This window comes from Rhizobium sp. P43, assembly GCF_056730705.1.
Genome location: NZ_CM161539.1, coordinates 145,607 through 163,487 on the forward strand (window position 1 = coordinate 145,607; position 17,881 = coordinate 163,487).

Below are 17,881 nucleotides of genomic sequence, written 5' to 3' on the forward strand. Positions count from 1 at the left end.
CGGGTCCGTTGTCGATGCGAGTGCCGGATTGGCGCTTGTGGACGGCGGTTGCCGAAGAATGGTGCAATCACCGTATATTCGGAGAAGACGAGCGATATGTAAACTTTTTTTTACACTTTTGCTGAGAATTCCGCCGGGCAGGGGCTGCCCGGCGGCGTTTTTCTGCATTTTCAGGGGGTCGGATGCGCCTTCAGATAGGCGATGACATCGGCAATTTCCTTCGGATCCTTCAGGCCCGCGAAGGCCATGCGGGTGCCTTTCACGACGCCGCGCGGATTTTCCAGATAGGCGGCAAGCGTTGCATCATCCCAGACCTTGCCGGCACCGTAATCCACCATTGCCTTGGAGAATTTGAAGCCTTCGACGACGCCTGGCTGGCGACCAACCACACCCTGCAGGGACGGACCGACCTTGTGTTTGGTGTCGGCGACGTTGTGACAGGCGCTGCATTTCTTGAAAACGGTTTCACCGGCTGCTACGTCGCCCTCTTGGGCGAAGGCGTTGTGAGACAGCAAAACGGCTGCAACGGTGAATGTGGCTGCAATTATCCTCGACATGTGTATCCTCCAATGGCATCGCGGATTTAACTAGATGTAATGCTGACTTGAATTTCGACCAGTCGGTTGATTGCCGAATGATCGAGTTTCTTTCCTGTTCCCCTTGGGGCCAGGTTTTACGCCATAAAAACTATACGCAAAATAACAGGGAGCCGGATCATGGCTGCAATCATCTTTCTCGTGATCGTCCTCGCAGCGGCATCAAGCGGCGCGATGTTCAAACCCGGAGAATGGTATGAAAACCTGCGCAAGCCGAGCTGGACCCCGCCCAAGTGGGCCTTTCCCGTTGTTTGGACGATCCTCTACGTGATGATCGGCTATGCAGGCTGGCTCGTTTGGAGCCTCTCCGGCTGGTCGCTGGCCATGGCGGTCTGGACAGTTCAGATCGTGGCGAACGCGCTCTGGTCCTATTTTTTCTTTGGTCTGCGGCGAATGGATCTCGCGCTCATTGACGTCTCGGTTCTCTGGCTGTCCGTCGCGAGTTTCATCGTGGCCGCCTGGTCCGTGGCGCCGCTGGCATCCGCCTTGTTTGTCCCCTATCTCGCATGGGTGACGGCGGCCGCCATGCTCAATAATTCGGTTCGCCGTCTCAATCCGGGGGCCTGAGCGCAAGCCGGATCCGAAGATCCGCCAGGAAAGCAAGCAGCGAGACTGAGAGCAGCAGCGCCATCCAAACGACATCCGCCTGGCGCATGGCAAGAGCGAAGGCTGCGAGCAGAGCGCTACCCGATATGGCATTGGGTGTGAGGAGTGCCAGGGTTCGCCGCGGATCGGGTGACCTCCGCGTTGCGATTAGGGTGACGGACCAGAGCACAAGGATTGCGACGCCACTGATCCAGCCGGAACTGAAGAGCTCGTTCAGCCATCCTGTCATCGCTGCCCCGCAGGGATGCCGAACAATTGTGCGAGATCCTTGAGGAAGACCCGTATATGCGCCAGCGGGTCTCGCCGCACGAGTTTCTTATTAAGGTAGGATTCCCAGGTCAGTCGCTGCACATCCGGATCCGCACACATGGCGACAAACTTCTCGCGAAGGCGGTCGTTGCGATACCATATTTTTTGCATGATCCCGAGGATCATGAAGACGCGTCCATGGGCGCGCATAAAGGTGCGGCGGGCTTCGGCAAGCGCCCTTCCATCTCCGGCGACCAGTGAATGGTGCACCGCGTCGGCTGAAAGCCGACCGCAGAGCATGGCGTAATAGATGCCTTCACCGGACGACGGCGCAACGGTTCCAGCGGCGTCGCCGGCAAGCAGGACGTTTCGACCGTTATCCCATTTCTTCATCGGCTTCAGGGGAAGGGGGGCGCCCTCTCGACGGATGACACGACAGTCGCCGAGCCCGGCTGAGATCTTCAGAGCTCGTGTCGCGTCACGGATGTTGTGGCCCTTGACGGCGGTGCCAGTGCCGATGCTGGTATGTCCGCCATGGGGAAAGACCCAGCCATAGAAATCGGGAGAGATGCGCCCGTCGTAGATCACATCGCAGCGGTCTGCCTTGAAGATGGTTTCATCGGCTCCGGACGGGCTCTCGACGATCTCGTGATAGGCGAAGACATAGGGTGGCTTTTTTGAAGCCGGAAACATCAGGCGCCGCACGGCGGAATTGGCACCATCGGCGCCGATCACCCGTCGCGCCCGGACATTGATCAGGTCTGGAACTGCATCCTTCGCCGTGCCCGACATCGTCAGTTCGAGCATACCGTCAGTTCCCTCGATCAGCCCATCGAGCTTTCCCGAAAGTCTTTCGGCGCCGGCTGCGGCAGCGCGTTCGCGGAGATAAGGATCAAATGTGGCGCGATCGACCATTCCGACATAACCGATGTCGCCGATCGTCATATCGACGCGCTTTCCCGAGGGCGCAATGATCCGAGCGGCATTTGCGCGTGCCACCAACTGCGCTTCCGGAATGGCGAAGTCAGCCAAGGCCCTGGAAGGGATCGCGCCGCCACAGGGCTTGATGCGATTGTCCGGGTCCACCAAAAGCACGCTGTGCCCTTTCTGGGCCAGGCTCTCCGCAGCCATGGCGCCACACGGACCGCCGCCAACCACAACCACGTCGTAGATCTTGGACATGCATCTCTCCCCGCCGGAAACCCGGCTCCAGGCTTCATTCTCCAGGCATGATGGCGACATCCGGCAAACGTGCGGATTGTCCCGCTGACCGGCGACCGATGCGTGTTGCGACAAGCGCGGATATCAGAAACAGGCTGGCCTCAATCGAAAAGACGGCCGCGAATGCAAGCGCGTCGCTTGTCGTCAGGAAGCGACCGAGATCCAGAGCCACGGTTCCCAGCACGCCGCCAAGGCCGAAGGCGATGGCCTGCGCTGCGCCCCAGACGCCCATGCGCATGCCATAGTTTGATTTGCGACCCTGACCCGCGAGGATCATCATTGTGCCTACGGCTGCCACTGCAAAAGCGCCATTGGCGGCACCGAGCAGGAAGATATTGATCTCCAGGGGCCAGTTCGGTGCGGATTGGGTCGAGAGTGCAAGAGCGCCCAAGGCGAGCGCCGAACCAAAGCATCCCCATGTGATGAAATGGCGGGGAAGGTTGGGAAGACGCTTCCCGAACATCGCGCCGGAAAGGCCGACCAGGATCATGCCCAGGAGCACGCCGGCATGCTGGGTGCCGGAAAGGCCTGTTGTTTCTCCCGGCGTCATGCCGAAGAGCAGGCCCGCATAGGGCTCAAGTATCAGGTCCTGCGTGGCAAAGGCCAGCATGGACAGGAAGATGAACAGCGTAAACAGGCGCGACTCCCGATCGTCGAGCACGTCCTGCAGGCTTTCCCGGAAACTCGATACCGCGCTCTGCTCCCCCGATGCTCCGATTGTCGGCCTCGCTTCCATTCCGATGACACCCATGATGCCGATCAGGAAGGCGACGACACCGGTTGCTGCTGTCACGGCGACCAGGCGCTCATGCGAATAGGGATCGAGCTGCGAACCGACGACGATCGAGGTCACGATGATCCCCGTGATCATCAGCATCCAGGTGATCGTTGCGGCTGCAGCGCGTCTTTCAACGGCTGTCTTCATCGCAATCAACGCAAGCAAGGAGGTTCCCGAGGCACCGATGCCGATCCCGATGAGGATGTAGGCTATGATAGCGGCCATAAGCCCGGCGAAGAATGACTGCTCGAACAGGAGCGTCGTTGCTGCCGCTGCCGTTCCGGAGATCGCGAGAAGTGCAAGGCCCCCAAGGATCCATTCGGTTCGGGATCGGCCCGTATCCGACTTATGGCCCCAGAGGGGGCGGGTGATCTGAACGCCATAATGCAGGCCGACCAGGAGGCCGGGGATGACGGCGGCTAGACCGAGTTCAACAATCATGACCCGATTCAAGGTCGATGTGGTCAAGACGACGATCGCACCCAGTGCTGCTTGAACAAGTCCCAGCCGAACAATCGCAAACCAGCCGAGACCTTTCTCGGAAGAGCGGGGGCTTGATCTGTGTTTTGTCGATGCGTCGCGCATCATGTCATTCCCCATCCTGAGGGTTATGTTGACGGCGGAAGCGAGCCGAGGGCGACGGCTGCCGCCATCATGCCGGTCACATAAAGGCCCACACCGACAGCCGAGTACCAGACCGCCTTGCCTTCCGGATCACGAAGGAAGCGGATCATGCAGAGGAGCTGCAGCACCAGGGCGAGACCCACCAGCAGGGCGCCCGTCGTGAGCTGAGCCTCCACGAGCAAAAGAATGACGGCGGCTTGAGGAACGGCCATCACAAGACAGGCGATCCGCGCGGCGTTGAGGGCCCCGTGCAACACTGGCAGCGTATCCACCCCCATTTGGGTGTCGCCCTTGATCGACTTGAAATCATTGAGTGTCAGTATGCCGTGCGCGCCGATGCCGTAGAGAAGGGCAACCAGAATGGTCCGCGTCGATGGCGCGTGCCCCAAGGCGGCGGTCGCTGCCGTGATCCAGGGCAGGGTTTCATAACTCAGCCCTACGACCCCGTTGCCGAGCCAACCATTCTGCTTGAATCGGAAAGGAGGGGCACTGTAGCCCCAGGCCAGCATCAGGCCAACGAGAGCGGCGGTAAAGACAAGGGGACCAAGCAGCGCGGCAACCGCCATGGAGAGCACCGACATCGCAATCGCGATGCCAAGCCCCCATTGGCCCGGCATGCGGCCCGAAGGGATCACGCGCTGCGGCTCATTAATGGCGTCCACGTGCCGATCAAACCAATCGTTCACCGCCTGGCTTGTGCCACACAGAAGCGGTCCGGCAAGAAGAATGCCGAGCGCAATCGCGAACCAGCGGTCACTGACTGCGGCACCCGATGCAATCGCGCCGCAGGCAAAGGCCCACATCGGCGGAAACCATGTGATCGGCTTCAAAAGTTGCACCACCGCCCCAGGGGACGGGTAAGAGGCTGCCGGAACATGAGAAGGGATCTGAGCCATGGGAGGAGGCTAGCCCCCACCCCCGAATGTGTCAACTCAAATTGACAGTTTTGGCTGCCGGTTACGCTTGACGGCTGCCGCCGGGACGATAGTCCTCAAGGCCGTGGCGCCGCAGCTTGATATATAGGCTTTGGCGTGACAGGCCCAGAATCTCGGCGGCATAGGCGCGGTTGTTGCTGGTCTGGTCGAGAGCCGCTTCGATGCAGATCTTCTCGATGACATCAAGCGATTCCCGTATCAGATCCTTGAGGGGAACCTTGCCGACAAGGGCCGAAAAACCCTCCGCCTGATCGGGAACGCCTGGAGCAGGGATCGTCAGTCGCTCGCTGCCTGCGGGCTGCGAAATCACGACCAATTGGACTGTGTTGTTTGTCGGATTCAGTCTGGCAGAGATGCTGACGGCGTTCTCACCTGACAGATTATCGGTCAGGGTCGAGGTGAAGCCACGCACGGACGGTTCGTCCAGCAGACGCGTGTAGAGAACCCGAATGTCGATGGCAGCATTGGTGAACCACGAGCTGATATTGCGGCCGAGAACCTGCGTCAGGGACGGTGCATGGATGAGATCGAGGAACAAAGTGTTTGCCGCCAGCACTACGCCTTCGGCATCCGTCACCAAGGCCGCTTCCGGCAGATCCGAGATCTCTATGGCTGTTCCGCCCGTCGGCCGTTCCGTACGCTGACGTTTCGTCTCCTGATCCTGATCGGCGGGCCAAAGCGCCAGCAGCACATTGGTGATGCCGTTTTCGCGGTAAGACCGGATCGTCAGGGAAACGGGCTCGCCCTTTGCAAGCCTGGCGCCATCCAGATTGACGGGATTGGGGCTGTGGCGGGCCTCACTGATTGCATCTCCGACCCGGTCCCGATCATCCCTGACAAAAAGATCACGGATCGACTTGCCGGACAGTGGCGCGCCTGTGGAGGAAAGGAGCGTACTCGCAGCCGGATTGGCATCGAGTATCGTTCTGCGTTCTCCATCGAGCATGACATAGGCGACACTCGCGACTTTGAAGGCGGTGCGATACCGGGTCTCCGCCTCCTTCAGTTCGCGATAGTCCGCCTCCAGTTCCATCTGCGTCTGAACCAGACGCTGCTGGTCAAGCATTTGCTGTCTGAGATCGCGGCCGACAACGATGGTGTAGGGGAAATCCTTCGCGGTGTAGGCCGAGTAGACAACCGGCAGGTCAGGCTTGCCGCTGCATTTGTGGTTGACCTGGTAGCCACGCACCGGGTGATGGCTCGTATCGGCCGACAGCATGGAGTCGATCTTCGGCACCGACTCGATTGTCACGCAGTCCTGAAGGCGCCTGCCGATGGTCTTTGACAGGCCGTAGTCAGACAGATCGCCGCTGGCGAAATAGACTTGCGAGATGACCGCAGACTGATCGACGAGGAGGACCACATCGGCCCCCAGGCTCAGCAGCGAGCCCAGAGAATCCAGATCAAGGGTCTTCAGCAGGCTGTCTGCGACTGCGAAGCCATTCGTACCGCTATGACCGTTCAGTGGCTTCATGGAGTGAGCCAATCGATTCCGCTGTGTGTAACCACTGCTGTTCGGCCTGCGGCGCGAGCCTGCTGGCTGATTCTTTCCAATTCATAGTAACTTTCGCAGATCTTCACGGCGGAGTAAACGCTGTCACAGATGCAGTCAATCCCCAAACCTACAAGAAAATCAACGGAATCCAGTGCTGCTGCGCCGCCGACAACGAGCGGTAGACGTGGTCCTTGACGCAGCTCTCGCACATCCAGAACGAGGGTTTTGAACTCGGTTGCAAGCCGAATGTTGCTCCAGCCGATGCAGACGATGTCGCTGGTCTCGAGAGCGCGCGGGAGAGCCGGCGTTTTCGTCGCTTCCGGCTCCATCACCTGACTGGCCCAGCCCAGGCTTTCAAACAGCAGTCCGATCAGATGTGGCATCAGCGTATGCTGCTCGCCGACTGGTGTGAGGATCAGAGCACCTGGAGCATTGATGTTGCGCTCGGCCTCGCGAAGATCGAGCGACATCGAGACTGCCATGGCCTGCAGGCGGGAGGTGCCGATCGTCACGTCGATAAAATCGCAGTCGTCGGACACCCATTCGCGGCCGAGCATCCTTGCGATGGTCTCAAGAAACAGCACCTTGACGTAGTAGGGGCGGCCGAGCGGCAGTTCGTGTTCGATGAAGGCGCGCAGCGACGCAAGGCGCGTGCGCGGGTCCAGAACGAGAATACGAAAATCGGCGAGCGCCTTGGCATAAAGGCGGTCGTGCTCCAGACCCCGATCGTAACGCGTCGACAGTTTTTCGGCGGTCATCGAAGCCACCGTTCCTTCGATCAGGCGGCGAAGCTTTTCCCCGTCGCTCTGGGTTAGGTAAGCGCTCTTGCCTTCCACTGCAACCTTTTTGAAGGCTGTTTGCCCCTGTAAGCCTGAGGGAGTAGTGCCGTTCGGCCTCTCGTTTCCACTGTGAAGTGATCCGTCCATCATCCCGCGCCGTGCCCTCCGTCCGCGAAATCAGCCCAATGTAGCGTCGGGCGAGGGCAGCAGGTCTCCCGTCAGACGAGTTCCGACAGAATGAACGTAGTTTCCACTTCTGTAAATCAAAATATACGTCAATCTAAGTTGACACTTGGTTTGTGGGAGGCGTAGTCTTTGGTCAATCCCGATTAGCCCGGGGAGGGGATGGGGAGAAGGGATGACTGCGATGCGCATAACCAAACCATCGACATCAGGCCGCGCCCTCTACACAGCGGACGAGCGTCGCAGACGTGACGAAACTGTCTGGACGCTGGTGCAAGGCATCCTCGCTCCCGTGCAATTCCTGGTTTTCCTTGTCAGCCTTGGCCTTATCCTGCGCTTCCTCGTGACTGGAGAGGGGCTGTTCGCCGCCCAGGTTTCAATCGTCATCAAGACCCTGACGCTCTACGCGATCATGATCACCGGCTCGATCTGGGAGAAGGTCGTGTTTGGCCGCTATCTCTTTGCAAGGCCGTTTTTCTGGGAAGACGTCTTCTCGATCCTGGTGCTTGCGCTGCACACTGCCTATCTCGTCGCGCTGTTTACGGGCGCGCTTTCCTCAGGCGAACTGATGGCGCTCGCGCTTGCCGCCTATGTCACCTATGTCATCAATGCCGGGCAGTTTCTCTGGAAGCTGCGTCTGGCCCGTCTCGACCAGGCTGCAAGGGCGGGATCATCGGTAACGCTTGGCAATGCTTCCTCGCTTTCGGGGAGCGCGTCATGAACCAGCCGCTCGTTTCCTGTTCGACGCCGTCTGCCACGATCCGCCAGCGTGGCCAGCATGAGGTCTTTTGTGGCCTGACATCGATCATCTGGCTGCACCGCAAGGTGCAGGATGCGTTTTTTCTCGTGGTCGGATCGCGCACCTGCGCCCACCTTATTCAGTCCGCTGCCGGCGTGATGATCTTCTCGGAGCCGCGTTTTGCAACGGCCATCATGGAAGAGCGTGATCTCGCCGGCATGGTCGACATGCATGACGAGCTCGACCGCGAAGTCGCCCGCCTGCTTGAGCGCCGTCCCGATATCCGCATGCTGGTGCTGGTCGGCTCCTGTCCCTCCGAGGTCATCAAATTCGATCTCAACCGCGCCGCCGAACGGCTTGACCGCAAATATGGCTCCAGGCCACGGGTGCTCTGCTATTCCGGCAGCGGGATCGAAACGACCTTTACCCAAGGTGAGGACAACTTCCTGGCGGCCCTCGTGCGTGATCAATCGACCCATGGGGCGAGCGACAAGGTCGCGAAGCTCGTTGTCGCCGGCTCCATCGCCGATGTGGTGGAAGACCAGTTTGCCCGGCTGTTCGACGAGATGGGCCTTGAGGATGTCGTTTTTCTGCCCGGCCGCAGCAGTGAGCGTTTGCCGAAGATCGGTCCGAACACGCGTTTTATCCTGGCCCAACCCTATCTGGGCGCCACAGCCGCAGCGCTCGAAAGCTTGGGTGCGACCCGCATCAATGCGCTCTTCCCGCTCGGGGAAGAAGGTACGACCGCCTGGCTGAAGGCGATTGCCGACACCTTCGGCGTTTCTCCGGCCCGGTTTGCCACTTTGACCGAGGCGCCGCGCCGGCGAGCCCGCGAGGCGACCGCCCATTATCGGCCCATGCTCGAAGGCAAGCGGATCTTCCTCTTCCCCGACAGCCAGATGGAGCCGTCGCTCGCCCGGTATCTCAGCCGCGAGCTGGATGCCGAGATCATCGAAGTCGGCAGCCCCTATCTGCATCGCGAACACGTCGCCGGCGAACTCGCCATGCTGCCGCCGGGCGTCTCGATCTCGGAAGGTCAGGATGTCGAAATCCAGATCGACCGCTGTCGTGCGGCCAAGCCCGATCTCGTCGTTTGCGGCATGGGTCTTGCCAATCCCTTCGAGGCGCAGGGCATCGTCACCAAGTGGTCGATCGAATTCGCCTTCACGCCGATCCAGGGCTATGAGCAGGCCGGCGATCTCGCCGAACTCTTTGCCCGTCCTCTAACGCGCAAGGCGATGATCGCGGGCGACCGCTCCGGCAGCCGGAGGGTCGCATCATGAAACTCACCATGTGGACCTATGAAGGACCGCCGCATGTGGGTGCCATGCGGATCGCCGCATCGATGAAGGGCGTGCATTATGTGCTGCATGCGCCGCAGGGCGACACCTATGCCGACCTGCTCTTCACCATGATCGAGCGACGCCCTTCGCGTCCGCCGGTCACCTACACGACCTTCCAGGCGCGCGACCTTGCCGGTTCGACGGCCGATGTGTTCAAGACCGCCTGCCGCGATGCCATCACGCGTTTCCAGCCGGACGCGCTTCTGGTCGGCGCCTCCTGCACGGCCGAATTGCTGCAGGATGATCCGGCGGGGCTTGCCCGTACTCTTGACGTCGAAATTCCTGTCGTGCCGCTGGAACTGCCTTCTTATCAGAAGAAGGAAAGCTGGGGGGCGGCTGAGACCTTCTATCGTCTGGTCCGCAGCTTTACCCTTGGCCGCGAGCGCCCGGCGAATATCGCGCCCAACAGCTGCAACATCCTCGGCCCCTCGGCGCTCGGTTTCCGCAACCGCGACGACGTGACGGAAATCTGCCGACTGCTCGCTGCCAACGGCATTGATGTCCGGGTCGTGGCGCCGCTCGGGGCCACTGTCGACGATCTCGCGCGTTTGCCGGAGGCTGCCTTCAATATCGTGCTCTATCCCGAGATCGGGGAGAGTGCCGCGCGCTACCTGAAGAAGCAGTTCGGCATGCCTTTCGTCTCGACGGTGCCGATCGGTGTGGGTGCGACACGCACCTTCCTCGCGGAAGTCCGGGCGCTGGCTGGCCTGTCAAACGATCAGCCCATCGGCGAGGCCGAGGATCGCGCCACCTGGTATGCGCGCTCGGTCGACAGCAATTACCTCACCAACAAGCGCGTTTTCGTCTTCGGCGACGCGACCCACGCCATTGCCGCCGCCCGCATCGCTGCCCGAGAACTCGGCTTCAAGGTCTGCGGCCTCGGCACCTATATGCGCGAGTTCGCTCGTGAAGTGCGCGAAGCTGCGGAAGAATTCGGGGTCGAGGCCCTGATCACCGACGATCATCTCGATGTCGAGCAGGCGATCATCGATGCCCGTCCGGAACTGGTTCTCGGTACGCAGATGGAGCGGCACATTGCCAAGCGGCTGCGGGTTCCCTGCGCCGTCATTTCGGCGCCCGTCCATGTCCAGGATTTCCCGGCCCGCTATTCGCCGCAGATGGGCTTCGAGGGTGCGAATGTCATCTTTGACAGCTGGGTCCACCCGCTGATGATGGGGCTCGAAGAGCATCTCCTGCAGATGTTCCGGGACGATTTCGAGTTCAACGATCAGGCTCAGGCCTCGCATCTGCATGCCCATGCGCCTTCGGCAAAGCCGGCGGCTGCGGATGACGAGACCGATGGCGAGACGCTTGTCATGACCGAGGCGCCCTCTGCTGAGGCTGTCTGGACCCTGGAAGCCGAGCGCGAGCTGAAGAAGATCCCCTTTTTCGTGCGCGGCAAGGCCCGCCGCAACACCGAACTTTTCGCCGCCCGCAAGGGTATTCGCCCGATCACCGTGGAGACGCTGTATGACGCGAAAGCCCATTTCGCCCGCTGACAGCACCCCGGTCCGGGTGGTGTTCGTGACGCTCGACAATCACATTGTCGCAGCCGTCGATGATGCGCGCCGCAGCCTCGCCCAGGACCTGCCAGGTCTGACGCTCTCCGTGCATGCCGCGACCGACTGGAACGACAATCCAGCCAGCCTCGAAGCCTGCCGTGCGGCAATCCTTGCCGGCGACATCATCATCGTTTCGATGATCTTCGTCGAAGAGCATGTGCGCGCCATCGCCGACGTGCTCGAGGCCCGGCATCGCGAGTGTGATGCCATGGTCTGCTGCATGTCGGCTGGCACGGTCATGAAGTATACGACCATGGGTCGTTTCAAGATGAGCGAAGAGCAGAAGGGCCCTCTGGCACTTCTGAAGAAACTGCGCGGCAAAAGCTCGCGTGGCGGCAAGGATAGCGGCCGCACCGCTGGCGAGCGTCAGCTTGCCATGCTGCGTCGCCTGCCGCAGCTGCTGCGCTTCATCCCCGGCACCGCGCAGGATGTGCGCAACTATTTCCTGACGCTGCAATATCGCATCGCCGCCTCGGACGAAAACATCGCCAACATGGTGCGCCTGCTGGTCGGCAAATATGCCCGGGGGGAGCGCAAGGGGCTTCAGGGCCGGGTGACCGTGGGCGATCCCGTCGAATATCCCGACATGGGTCTCTATCATCCGCGCCTGAAGCCCAGGGTGGCAACGCAGCTTTCGGCCCTGCCGTTCAAGCCCGGCGCCCGTGGGACCATCGGCCTGCTGCTGATGCGGACCTATATCCTGTCCGGCGATACCGGCCATTACGACCGCGTCATCCGCGAGCTCGAAACCCGCGGCTTCAACGTTGTCCCGGTCTTCTGCAGCGGGCTCGACATGCGTGGCGCAATCGAGCGCTACATGATGGGCGGCGCGACTGGCGTTAAGATCGATGCGCTCTGCTCGCTCACCGGTTTCTCGCTTGTCGGCGGGCCGGCCTATAGCGATGCGAGTGCTGCGGCTGCTCTCTTGCAGACGCTCGACGTTCCCTATTTCTCGGCCTTCGTCACCGAATTCCAGACGCGTGAGGCCTGGGCGCAGTCGGGCCAGGGCCTGACGCCGATTGAAACCACGCTGATGGTGGCGATCCCGGAACTCGATGGTGCCATCGGCTCCATGGTCTTCGGCGGACGCTCCGATGGTGCCGCCAAGGCCAAGGCCTGCATCTGCTCGCGCCAGCTCGATGCCTGCCCCTCGGGGCGCGCCTGCATGCAGCCGGACGAGGAGCGCGTGACGCTGCTCGCCGACCGGCTGGCGGCGATGGTCGATCTGCGCCGTGCGGCCCGCGCCGAACGCCGCCTTGCGGTCACGATCTTCAACTTCCCGCCGAACAGCGGCAGCATCGGCACCGCTGCCTTCCTTTCGGTTTTCGAAAGCCTGTTCGAGACGATGACGCGGCTGAAGGCCGAGGGTTACGATGTCGACGTGCCCGAGGATGCCGAGGCGCTCAGGCTTGCGATCCTCGAAGGCAATGCCGCGCTTTATGGTGCCGAGGCCAATGTACACACGGTGGTTTCGGTCGATGACCACGTGCGTGGTGAGCGGCATCTCGCCGACATCGAAGCGCAGTGGGGGCCGGCGCCTGGCCGGGTCCTGAGCAATGGCCGTGGCCTCTTCGTTCTGGGTCGCCAGTTCGGCAAGCTGCTCGTCGCGATCCAGCCGCCCTTCGGCTATGAGGGCGATCCAATGCGGCTGTTGTTCGAGGGCGGCTTTGCTCCGAACCACGCCTTCGCGACCTTTTACCGTTACCTGCGCGAAACCTGGAAGGCCGATGCCGTCCTGCATTTTGGCACGCATGGCGCGCTCGAATTCATGCCCGGCAAACAGGTCGGGCTGTCGGCAAGCTGCTGGCCGGATCGGCTTCTCGGCGCTCTGCCGAATTTCTATCTCTATGCGGCCAACAATCCCTCCGAGGGATCGATTGCCAAGCGCCGTTCGGCCGCGACACTCATCTCCTATCTCACGCCGCCGATCACCCATGCGGGGCTCTACAAGGGCCTCAGCGAACTCAAGGCGAGCCTCGACCGCTACCGGCAGGCAGCCCCAGATGCGCTCGTCGACCGCGAACGCCTGTTCGAACTGATCCAGGTGCAGGCGGCGCAGCTAGAGCTTGGTCGCGACAGTCTGGCCCAAACCCAGGCCGAGGTCATCCAGTCGCTCGTGGCTGAAATGACCGAGCTTGAGTATGCTCTGATCCCGCATGGCCTGCATGTGGCCGGTCGCGGCATGGGACGCGACGAGCGGCTCGACATGCTGGAACATGTCGGCGCCGGCATGTCCGCCGTCGTCAGCCATACTGATCGCCAGGCATTGGTTCTTGCGATTGCCGATGGTGATGATCTCGCCGTCGCGCAGGTGGAAAAGGTAGCTTCGCCGGAGCTTAAAGAGAGCATCGCACGCCTGAGGGCGATGAACAGCGAGCTCGTCACCAATCGCGAACTCGATGGCCTCGTTTTGGCGCTCGACGCGCGCTACGTGCCACCGTCGCCGTCGGGCGACCTGCTGCGCACACCCGAACTTCTGCCCACCGGCCGCAACATTCACGGCTTCGATCCCTTCGGCATTCCGAGCGCTTTTGCGGTGCAGGATGGCGAGCGCCAGGCGGCACGGGTGCTGGAACGCTACATGCAGGCTGATGGTCGCCTGCCGGAGACGGTCGCCGTCGTGCTTTGGGGCACGGACAATCTGAAGACGGGCGGGGCGCCGCTGGCCCAGGCCATGGCGCTGATGGGCGCAAGGCCAAGGCTCGATGCCTATAACCGCGTCTGCGGTGCCGTTCTGATCCCGCTCGAAGAGCTGAAGCGTCCGCGGATCGATGCCGTGATGACTCTCTCGGGCATCTTCCGCGATCTTCTGCCGATCCAGGCGAGTATGCTGGCCGAGGCGAGCTATCTGGCCGCGACGGCGGACGAGCCGGTGGAGATGAACTTCATCCGTAAGCACGCGCTTTCCTATTGCGAGAGCCATGGCTGCGATCTCGAGGCTGCCGCCTACCGGGTTTTCTCCAATGCCGATGGTGCCTACGGCGCGAACGTCAACATGCTGATCTCGTCGTCTGCCTGGGACGATGACGCCGAGATCGCGCAGACCTACAGCAATCGCAAGAGCTTCGCGATCAACCACAAGGGCAAGACGAGCCATCAGGCCGATGTGCTCGACAGCATGCTCGAACATGTCGATATGGCCTATCAGAACCTCGATTCGGTCGAGATCGGCATCACCACGATCGAGCATTACTTCGATACGCTCGGCGGCCTGACCAAGGCGGTCTCGAAAGCCAAGGGCGGCGCGACGCTGCCGGTCTTCATTTCCGACCAGACGCAGGGCGAGGGCCGCGTGCGCACGCTCGGCGAACAGGTGGCGCTTGAAACCCGCACCCGCACGCTGAACCCGAAATGGTTCGAAGGCATGCTGAAGCATGGCTATGAGGGCGTGCGCCATATCGAGGCGCAGGTCACCAACACGCTCGGCTGGTCGGCAACGACCGGTGGCGTCGATCCCTGGGTCTATCAGCAGATCACCGAAACCTTCGTGCTCGATGACGCCATGCGCCAGCGGCTGGCGACGCTCAATCCGGCTGCCACCGCACGGGTCGCCAACCGGCTGATCGAAGCGCATGAGCGCAATTACTGGCAGCCGGATGCAGAAACGCTCGCCGCCCTGAAACAGGCCGGAGAAGAATTGGAAGACCGTCTCGAGGGGCTGGTCAGGGAGGCTGCCCAATGAACATCTATACCCATGGCAAGATCGCCGAACGCGAGGCGCGCATCGCCGAAAAGCTCCGGGAACGCTCGGATGGCGAGGGCAGCGTGCAGGTCCATCTCGACCCGACCATGGAAATCGACGGCGCCAAGGTCTTCGCCATCTATGGCAAGGGCGGGATCGGCAAATCGACGACCTCCTCCAATCTCTCGGTCGCCTTTTCCAAGATCGGCAAGCGCGTGCTGCAGATCGGCTGCGACCCGAAGCATGATTCCACCTTCACGCTCACCAAGAGCCTGATCCCGACCGTGATCGACGTTCTGGAAAAGGTCGATTTCCATTCCGAGGAACTTCGCCCTGAAGATTATATGGTGGAGGGCTATAACGGCGTGCAGTGCATCGAGGCCGGCGGTCCGCCTGCTGGTACCGGTTGCGGCGGTTATGTCGTGGGACAGACGGTGAAGCTTCTCAAGGAGCATCACCTGCTCGATGACACGGATGTGGTGATCTTCGATGTGCTCGGCGATGTGGTCTGCGGCGGCTTTGCCTCGCCGCTGCAACATGCCGAACGCGCGGTCATCGTCGCCGCCAATGACTTCGATTCCATCTTCGCGATGAACCGCATCGTGGCCGCCATCAAGGCGAAGTCGAAGAACTACGATGTGCGCCTCGGCGGCGTGATCGCCAACCGTTCGCGCGAGACGGACCAGATCGACCGCTACAACGAAGCGATCGGCCTCAAGCGCCTCGCCCATGTGCCGGATAGCGACCATGTGCGGCTCAGCCGGTTGAAGAAAAGCACGCTGTTCGAGATGGGCGACAGCCCCGAGATCCTGGGCATCCAGAAGGAATATATGCAGCTTGCCGAGCGCCTCTGGGCTGGCACGCCGGCACTCGAAGCCGAACCGATGAAGGACCGGGAAATCTTCGAATTTCTCGGCTTCGAGTGAGGTTGCCATGAGCCAGGCCGACTACATCAGACGCACCGGGGAAATCGAACATTACTTCGATCGCACCGCGCTCGATGCCTGGAAGCGTCTGACCGGCGACCAGCCGGTGAGTGGCATTCGCGCGACGGTCCGCAAGGGGCGTGAGGATATGCGCGGCACGCTTGCCTCGTGGCTGCCGAAGGATCTGACGGGTTGGCGCATCCTCGATGCCGGCTGCGGCTCGGGTGTTCTCTCCTTCGAGTTGATTGCACGCGGCGCAGACGTCGTCGGCATCGATCTCTCGGCGCAGATGATCGCCCATGCCCGCCAGAGGGCGCATGATCTCGAAGCCTCCCATGGCCGGTTCAAGGGTTCGGTCACCTTTCACAGCGGCGACATGCTCGATCCGCGTCACGGTCGCTTCGATGCGGTGGTCGCAATGGATGTGCTGATCCATTACCGTCCTGCAGACGCCGTGCGCGTGCTTCACACGCTGGCAGAGCGCACCTCCCGGCAGATGATCTTCACGCTGGCGCCGGGATCCCGCCTGCTGCGGGCCATGCTGGCTGCCGGAAAGGTTTTCCCGCGCGGCAATCGCGCACCGGCGATCTATCCGGTCGATCCGTCACGGCTGGTCGCCGAGATGTTGCATCATCCCGAGTTGTCCCACTGGCAGGCGGGCCGTACCCACAAGGTCGCCGTCGGCTTCTATACCTCCCAAGCCATGGAGGTGATCCAGTCATGACGATCGCTGCCGCCAACCGCAAAATGATCTCGTTCTGGCAGAAGCTTGGAACGCGCTTCATGCCGTTTGCGGATGCAGCGACGGCGGAGATGCCGCTGTCGAGGCTGTTGCGGCTGGCGCTGTTTCAGGTCTCTGCCGGTTGCGTGCTCGTTCTCCTGACCGGCACCCTGAACCGTGTCCTGATCGTCGAACTCGGCGTCTCCGTTGCGCTGGTCTCTGCCGTGGTCGCCATTCCGGTTCTGGCCGCCCCTTTGCGTCTTCTCTTCGGTTTCCGGTCAGACACCTATAAGTCCGTGCTCGGTTGGCGGCGGGTGCCCTATGTCTGGCTCGGCAGCCTGCTGCAGTTCGGCGGCCTTGCCATCATGCCCTTTGCCCTGCTTCTCCTGCAGTCGCAGACTGTCGGGCCTGAATGGGCGGGGGCAGCGGGTGCAAGCCTCGCCTTCATCCTCACCGGTTTCGGCATGCATATGTCGCAGACGGCGGGTCTTGCTTTGGCCAGCGATCTGGTGCCGGAGGAGAAACGGCCGCGGGTCGTGGCGCTTCTCTATTTCATGCTGTTGGCGGGCATGATCGGCGCTTCCAGCTTCTACAGCGTCTTCCTGGTCGATTTCTCGCCGAAGCTTCTGATCCAGGTCATCCAGGGAACGGCGCTCTTGACCATCGTGATTAATGTCATCGCGATCTGGAAGCAGGAGCCGCGCGACGTGCGCCGGACGGCTGTCGACCGGGACCTTTCGAGCTTTTTCGACGCGCTTGATGATTACCGCAGTGCTCCCGGCGTGATGCGGCTGCTGGTGGCCGTTGCGATCGGTTCTGCTGCCTTTTCGATGCAGGACATCCTGCTTGAGCCCTATGGCGGCGAGATCCTGGGTCTGTCCGTCGGTGAGACCACGCGTCTGACCGGGCTTTGGGCCTTCGGAACCATGATGGGTTTTGCCTGGGCAGCCCATAGTCTGCAGCATGGTGCACAGATGTACCGGATTGCGGCGCGCGGACTGCTGATCGGGATCTGCGCCTTCTCCGCCGTCATCTTTGCCTCGCCGCTTGGCGTCAACGGGCTCTTCCATCTTGGCGCTTTCGGCATCGGTCTTGGTGGCGGACTGTTTGCCGTCGGGACAATGCTGGCGGCCATGGGCATTGCGGAGCGCTCCGACAGCGGTCTCGTCGTCGGTGCCTGGGGTGCCGTGCAGGCAACCGCCATCGGGGCGGCCATGCTGGCCGGTGGCGTGATCAAGAACACCATCAATGCGCTGGCGCTGAACGGTTCGCTGGGCGAGGCCATGATGACGTCGGCCGCTGGCTATCTCGTCGTCTACGGCTTTGAAATCATTCTCCTCTTCCTGTGCCTGGCGGTTCTCGGTCCGCTGACCGGCCGGCGCTATCAGAGGGATTACTTGCAGGGCATGCGTTTTGGATTGGCGGAGCTGCCCGGCTGAGGC

The 17,881-nt window shown here is 61.6% G+C and carries 15 protein-coding genes; 8 read left to right on the top strand and 7 right to left on the bottom strand.

Annotated features, from left to right (window positions below; translation table 11 throughout):
• Positions 1-170: 170 nt before the first annotated feature.
• On the bottom strand, positions 171-557 hold the full coding sequence (locus AC1PUL_RS00665) for a c-type cytochrome (protein ID WP_480466135.1): 387 nt from the start codon (positions 555-557) through the stop codon (positions 171-173).
• A gap of 159 nt (positions 558-716) precedes the next feature.
• Here AC1PUL_RS00665 and AC1PUL_RS00670 point away from each other — a divergent pair, with 159 nt between their 5' ends.
• Positions 717-1,163, top strand: coding sequence for a TspO/MBR family protein (locus AC1PUL_RS00670; protein ID WP_480466136.1), 447 nt, complete (start codon positions 717-719; stop codon positions 1,161-1,163).
• Here the strand turns inward: AC1PUL_RS00670 and AC1PUL_RS00675 are convergent.
• The 6 genes from AC1PUL_RS00675 to AC1PUL_RS00700 form a co-directional block, all read right to left on the bottom strand.
• A complete protein-coding gene (locus AC1PUL_RS00675; RefSeq protein ID WP_480466137.1) occupies positions 1,147-1,431 on the bottom strand; it encodes a hypothetical protein in 285 nt (94 codons plus the stop codon). The two genes, AC1PUL_RS00670 and AC1PUL_RS00675, sit on opposite strands and share 17 nt — an antisense overlap.
• Positions 1,428-2,633, bottom strand: coding sequence for a geranylgeranyl diphosphate reductase (locus AC1PUL_RS00680; RefSeq protein ID WP_480466138.1), 1,206 nt, complete (start codon positions 2,631-2,633; stop codon positions 1,428-1,430). Before AC1PUL_RS00680 ends, AC1PUL_RS00675 begins: the two co-directional genes overlap by 4 nt.
• 34 nt (positions 2,634-2,667) lie before the next feature.
• Positions 2,668-4,050 (bottom strand): BCD family MFS transporter, encoded by a 1,383-nt coding sequence (locus tag AC1PUL_RS00685; RefSeq protein ID WP_480466139.1) that lies wholly within the window; start codon positions 4,048-4,050, stop codon positions 2,668-2,670.
• Between the two features lie 8 nt (positions 4,051-4,058).
• Positions 4,059-4,970 (bottom strand): chlorophyll synthase ChlG, encoded by a 912-nt coding sequence (gene chlG / locus AC1PUL_RS00690; RefSeq protein WP_480466140.1) that lies wholly within the window; start codon positions 4,968-4,970, stop codon positions 4,059-4,061.
• Between the two features lie 61 nt (positions 4,971-5,031).
• A complete protein-coding gene (gene ppsR / locus AC1PUL_RS00695; RefSeq protein WP_480466141.1) occupies positions 5,032-6,483 on the bottom strand; it encodes a transcriptional regulator PpsR in 1,452 nt (483 codons plus the stop codon).
• Positions 6,480-7,340, bottom strand: a complete 861-nt coding sequence (locus AC1PUL_RS00700; protein WP_480466142.1) for a cobalamin-binding protein — start codon at positions 7,338-7,340, stop codon at positions 6,480-6,482. The genes ppsR and AC1PUL_RS00700 overlap by 4 nt, the downstream gene beginning before the upstream one ends.
• A gap of 301 nt (positions 7,341-7,641) precedes the next feature.
• Between AC1PUL_RS00700 and bchF the strand changes: the two genes are divergently transcribed.
• From bchF to AC1PUL_RS00735, 7 genes are read left to right on the top strand one after another with little or no spacing between them, the layout of a single operon-like run.
• The gene (bchF, locus tag AC1PUL_RS00705) at positions 7,642-8,187 is read left to right on the top strand and encodes a 2-vinyl bacteriochlorophyllide hydratase (RefSeq protein ID WP_480466143.1); all 546 of its coding nucleotides are present in this window, start codon (positions 7,642-7,644) and stop codon (positions 8,185-8,187) included.
• Positions 8,184-9,488, top strand: a complete 1,305-nt coding sequence (locus AC1PUL_RS00710) for a ferredoxin:protochlorophyllide reductase (ATP-dependent) subunit N (protein WP_480466144.1) — start codon at positions 8,184-8,186, stop codon at positions 9,486-9,488. The genes bchF and AC1PUL_RS00710 overlap by 4 nt, the downstream gene beginning before the upstream one ends.
• On the top strand, positions 9,485-11,047 hold the full coding sequence (gene bchB, locus AC1PUL_RS00715) for a ferredoxin:protochlorophyllide reductase (ATP-dependent) subunit B (protein ID WP_480466145.1): 1,563 nt from the start codon (positions 9,485-9,487) through the stop codon (positions 11,045-11,047). Before AC1PUL_RS00710 ends, bchB begins: the two co-directional genes overlap by 4 nt.
• Positions 11,019-14,792, top strand: coding sequence for a magnesium chelatase subunit H (locus AC1PUL_RS00720; RefSeq protein ID WP_480466146.1), 3,774 nt, complete (start codon positions 11,019-11,021; stop codon positions 14,790-14,792). The genes bchB and AC1PUL_RS00720 overlap by 29 nt, the downstream gene beginning before the upstream one ends.
• Positions 14,789-15,718, top strand: a complete 930-nt coding sequence (bchL, locus tag AC1PUL_RS00725) for a ferredoxin:protochlorophyllide reductase (ATP-dependent) iron-sulfur ATP-binding protein (RefSeq protein WP_480466147.1) — start codon at positions 14,789-14,791, stop codon at positions 15,716-15,718. Before AC1PUL_RS00720 ends, bchL begins: the two co-directional genes overlap by 4 nt.
• Positions 15,719-15,725: 7 nt before the next feature.
• Positions 15,726-16,442 (top strand): magnesium protoporphyrin IX methyltransferase, encoded by a 717-nt coding sequence (gene bchM, locus AC1PUL_RS00730; RefSeq protein WP_480466148.1) that lies wholly within the window; start codon positions 15,726-15,728, stop codon positions 16,440-16,442.
• Positions 16,439-17,878 carry a BCD family MFS transporter gene (locus AC1PUL_RS00735; protein ID WP_480466149.1) on the top strand — a complete coding sequence of 480 codons (1,440 nt, stop codon included), beginning with the start codon at positions 16,439-16,441 and terminating at the stop codon, positions 17,876-17,878. Before bchM ends, AC1PUL_RS00735 begins: the two co-directional genes overlap by 4 nt.
• Positions 17,879-17,881: the final 3 nt, after the last annotated feature.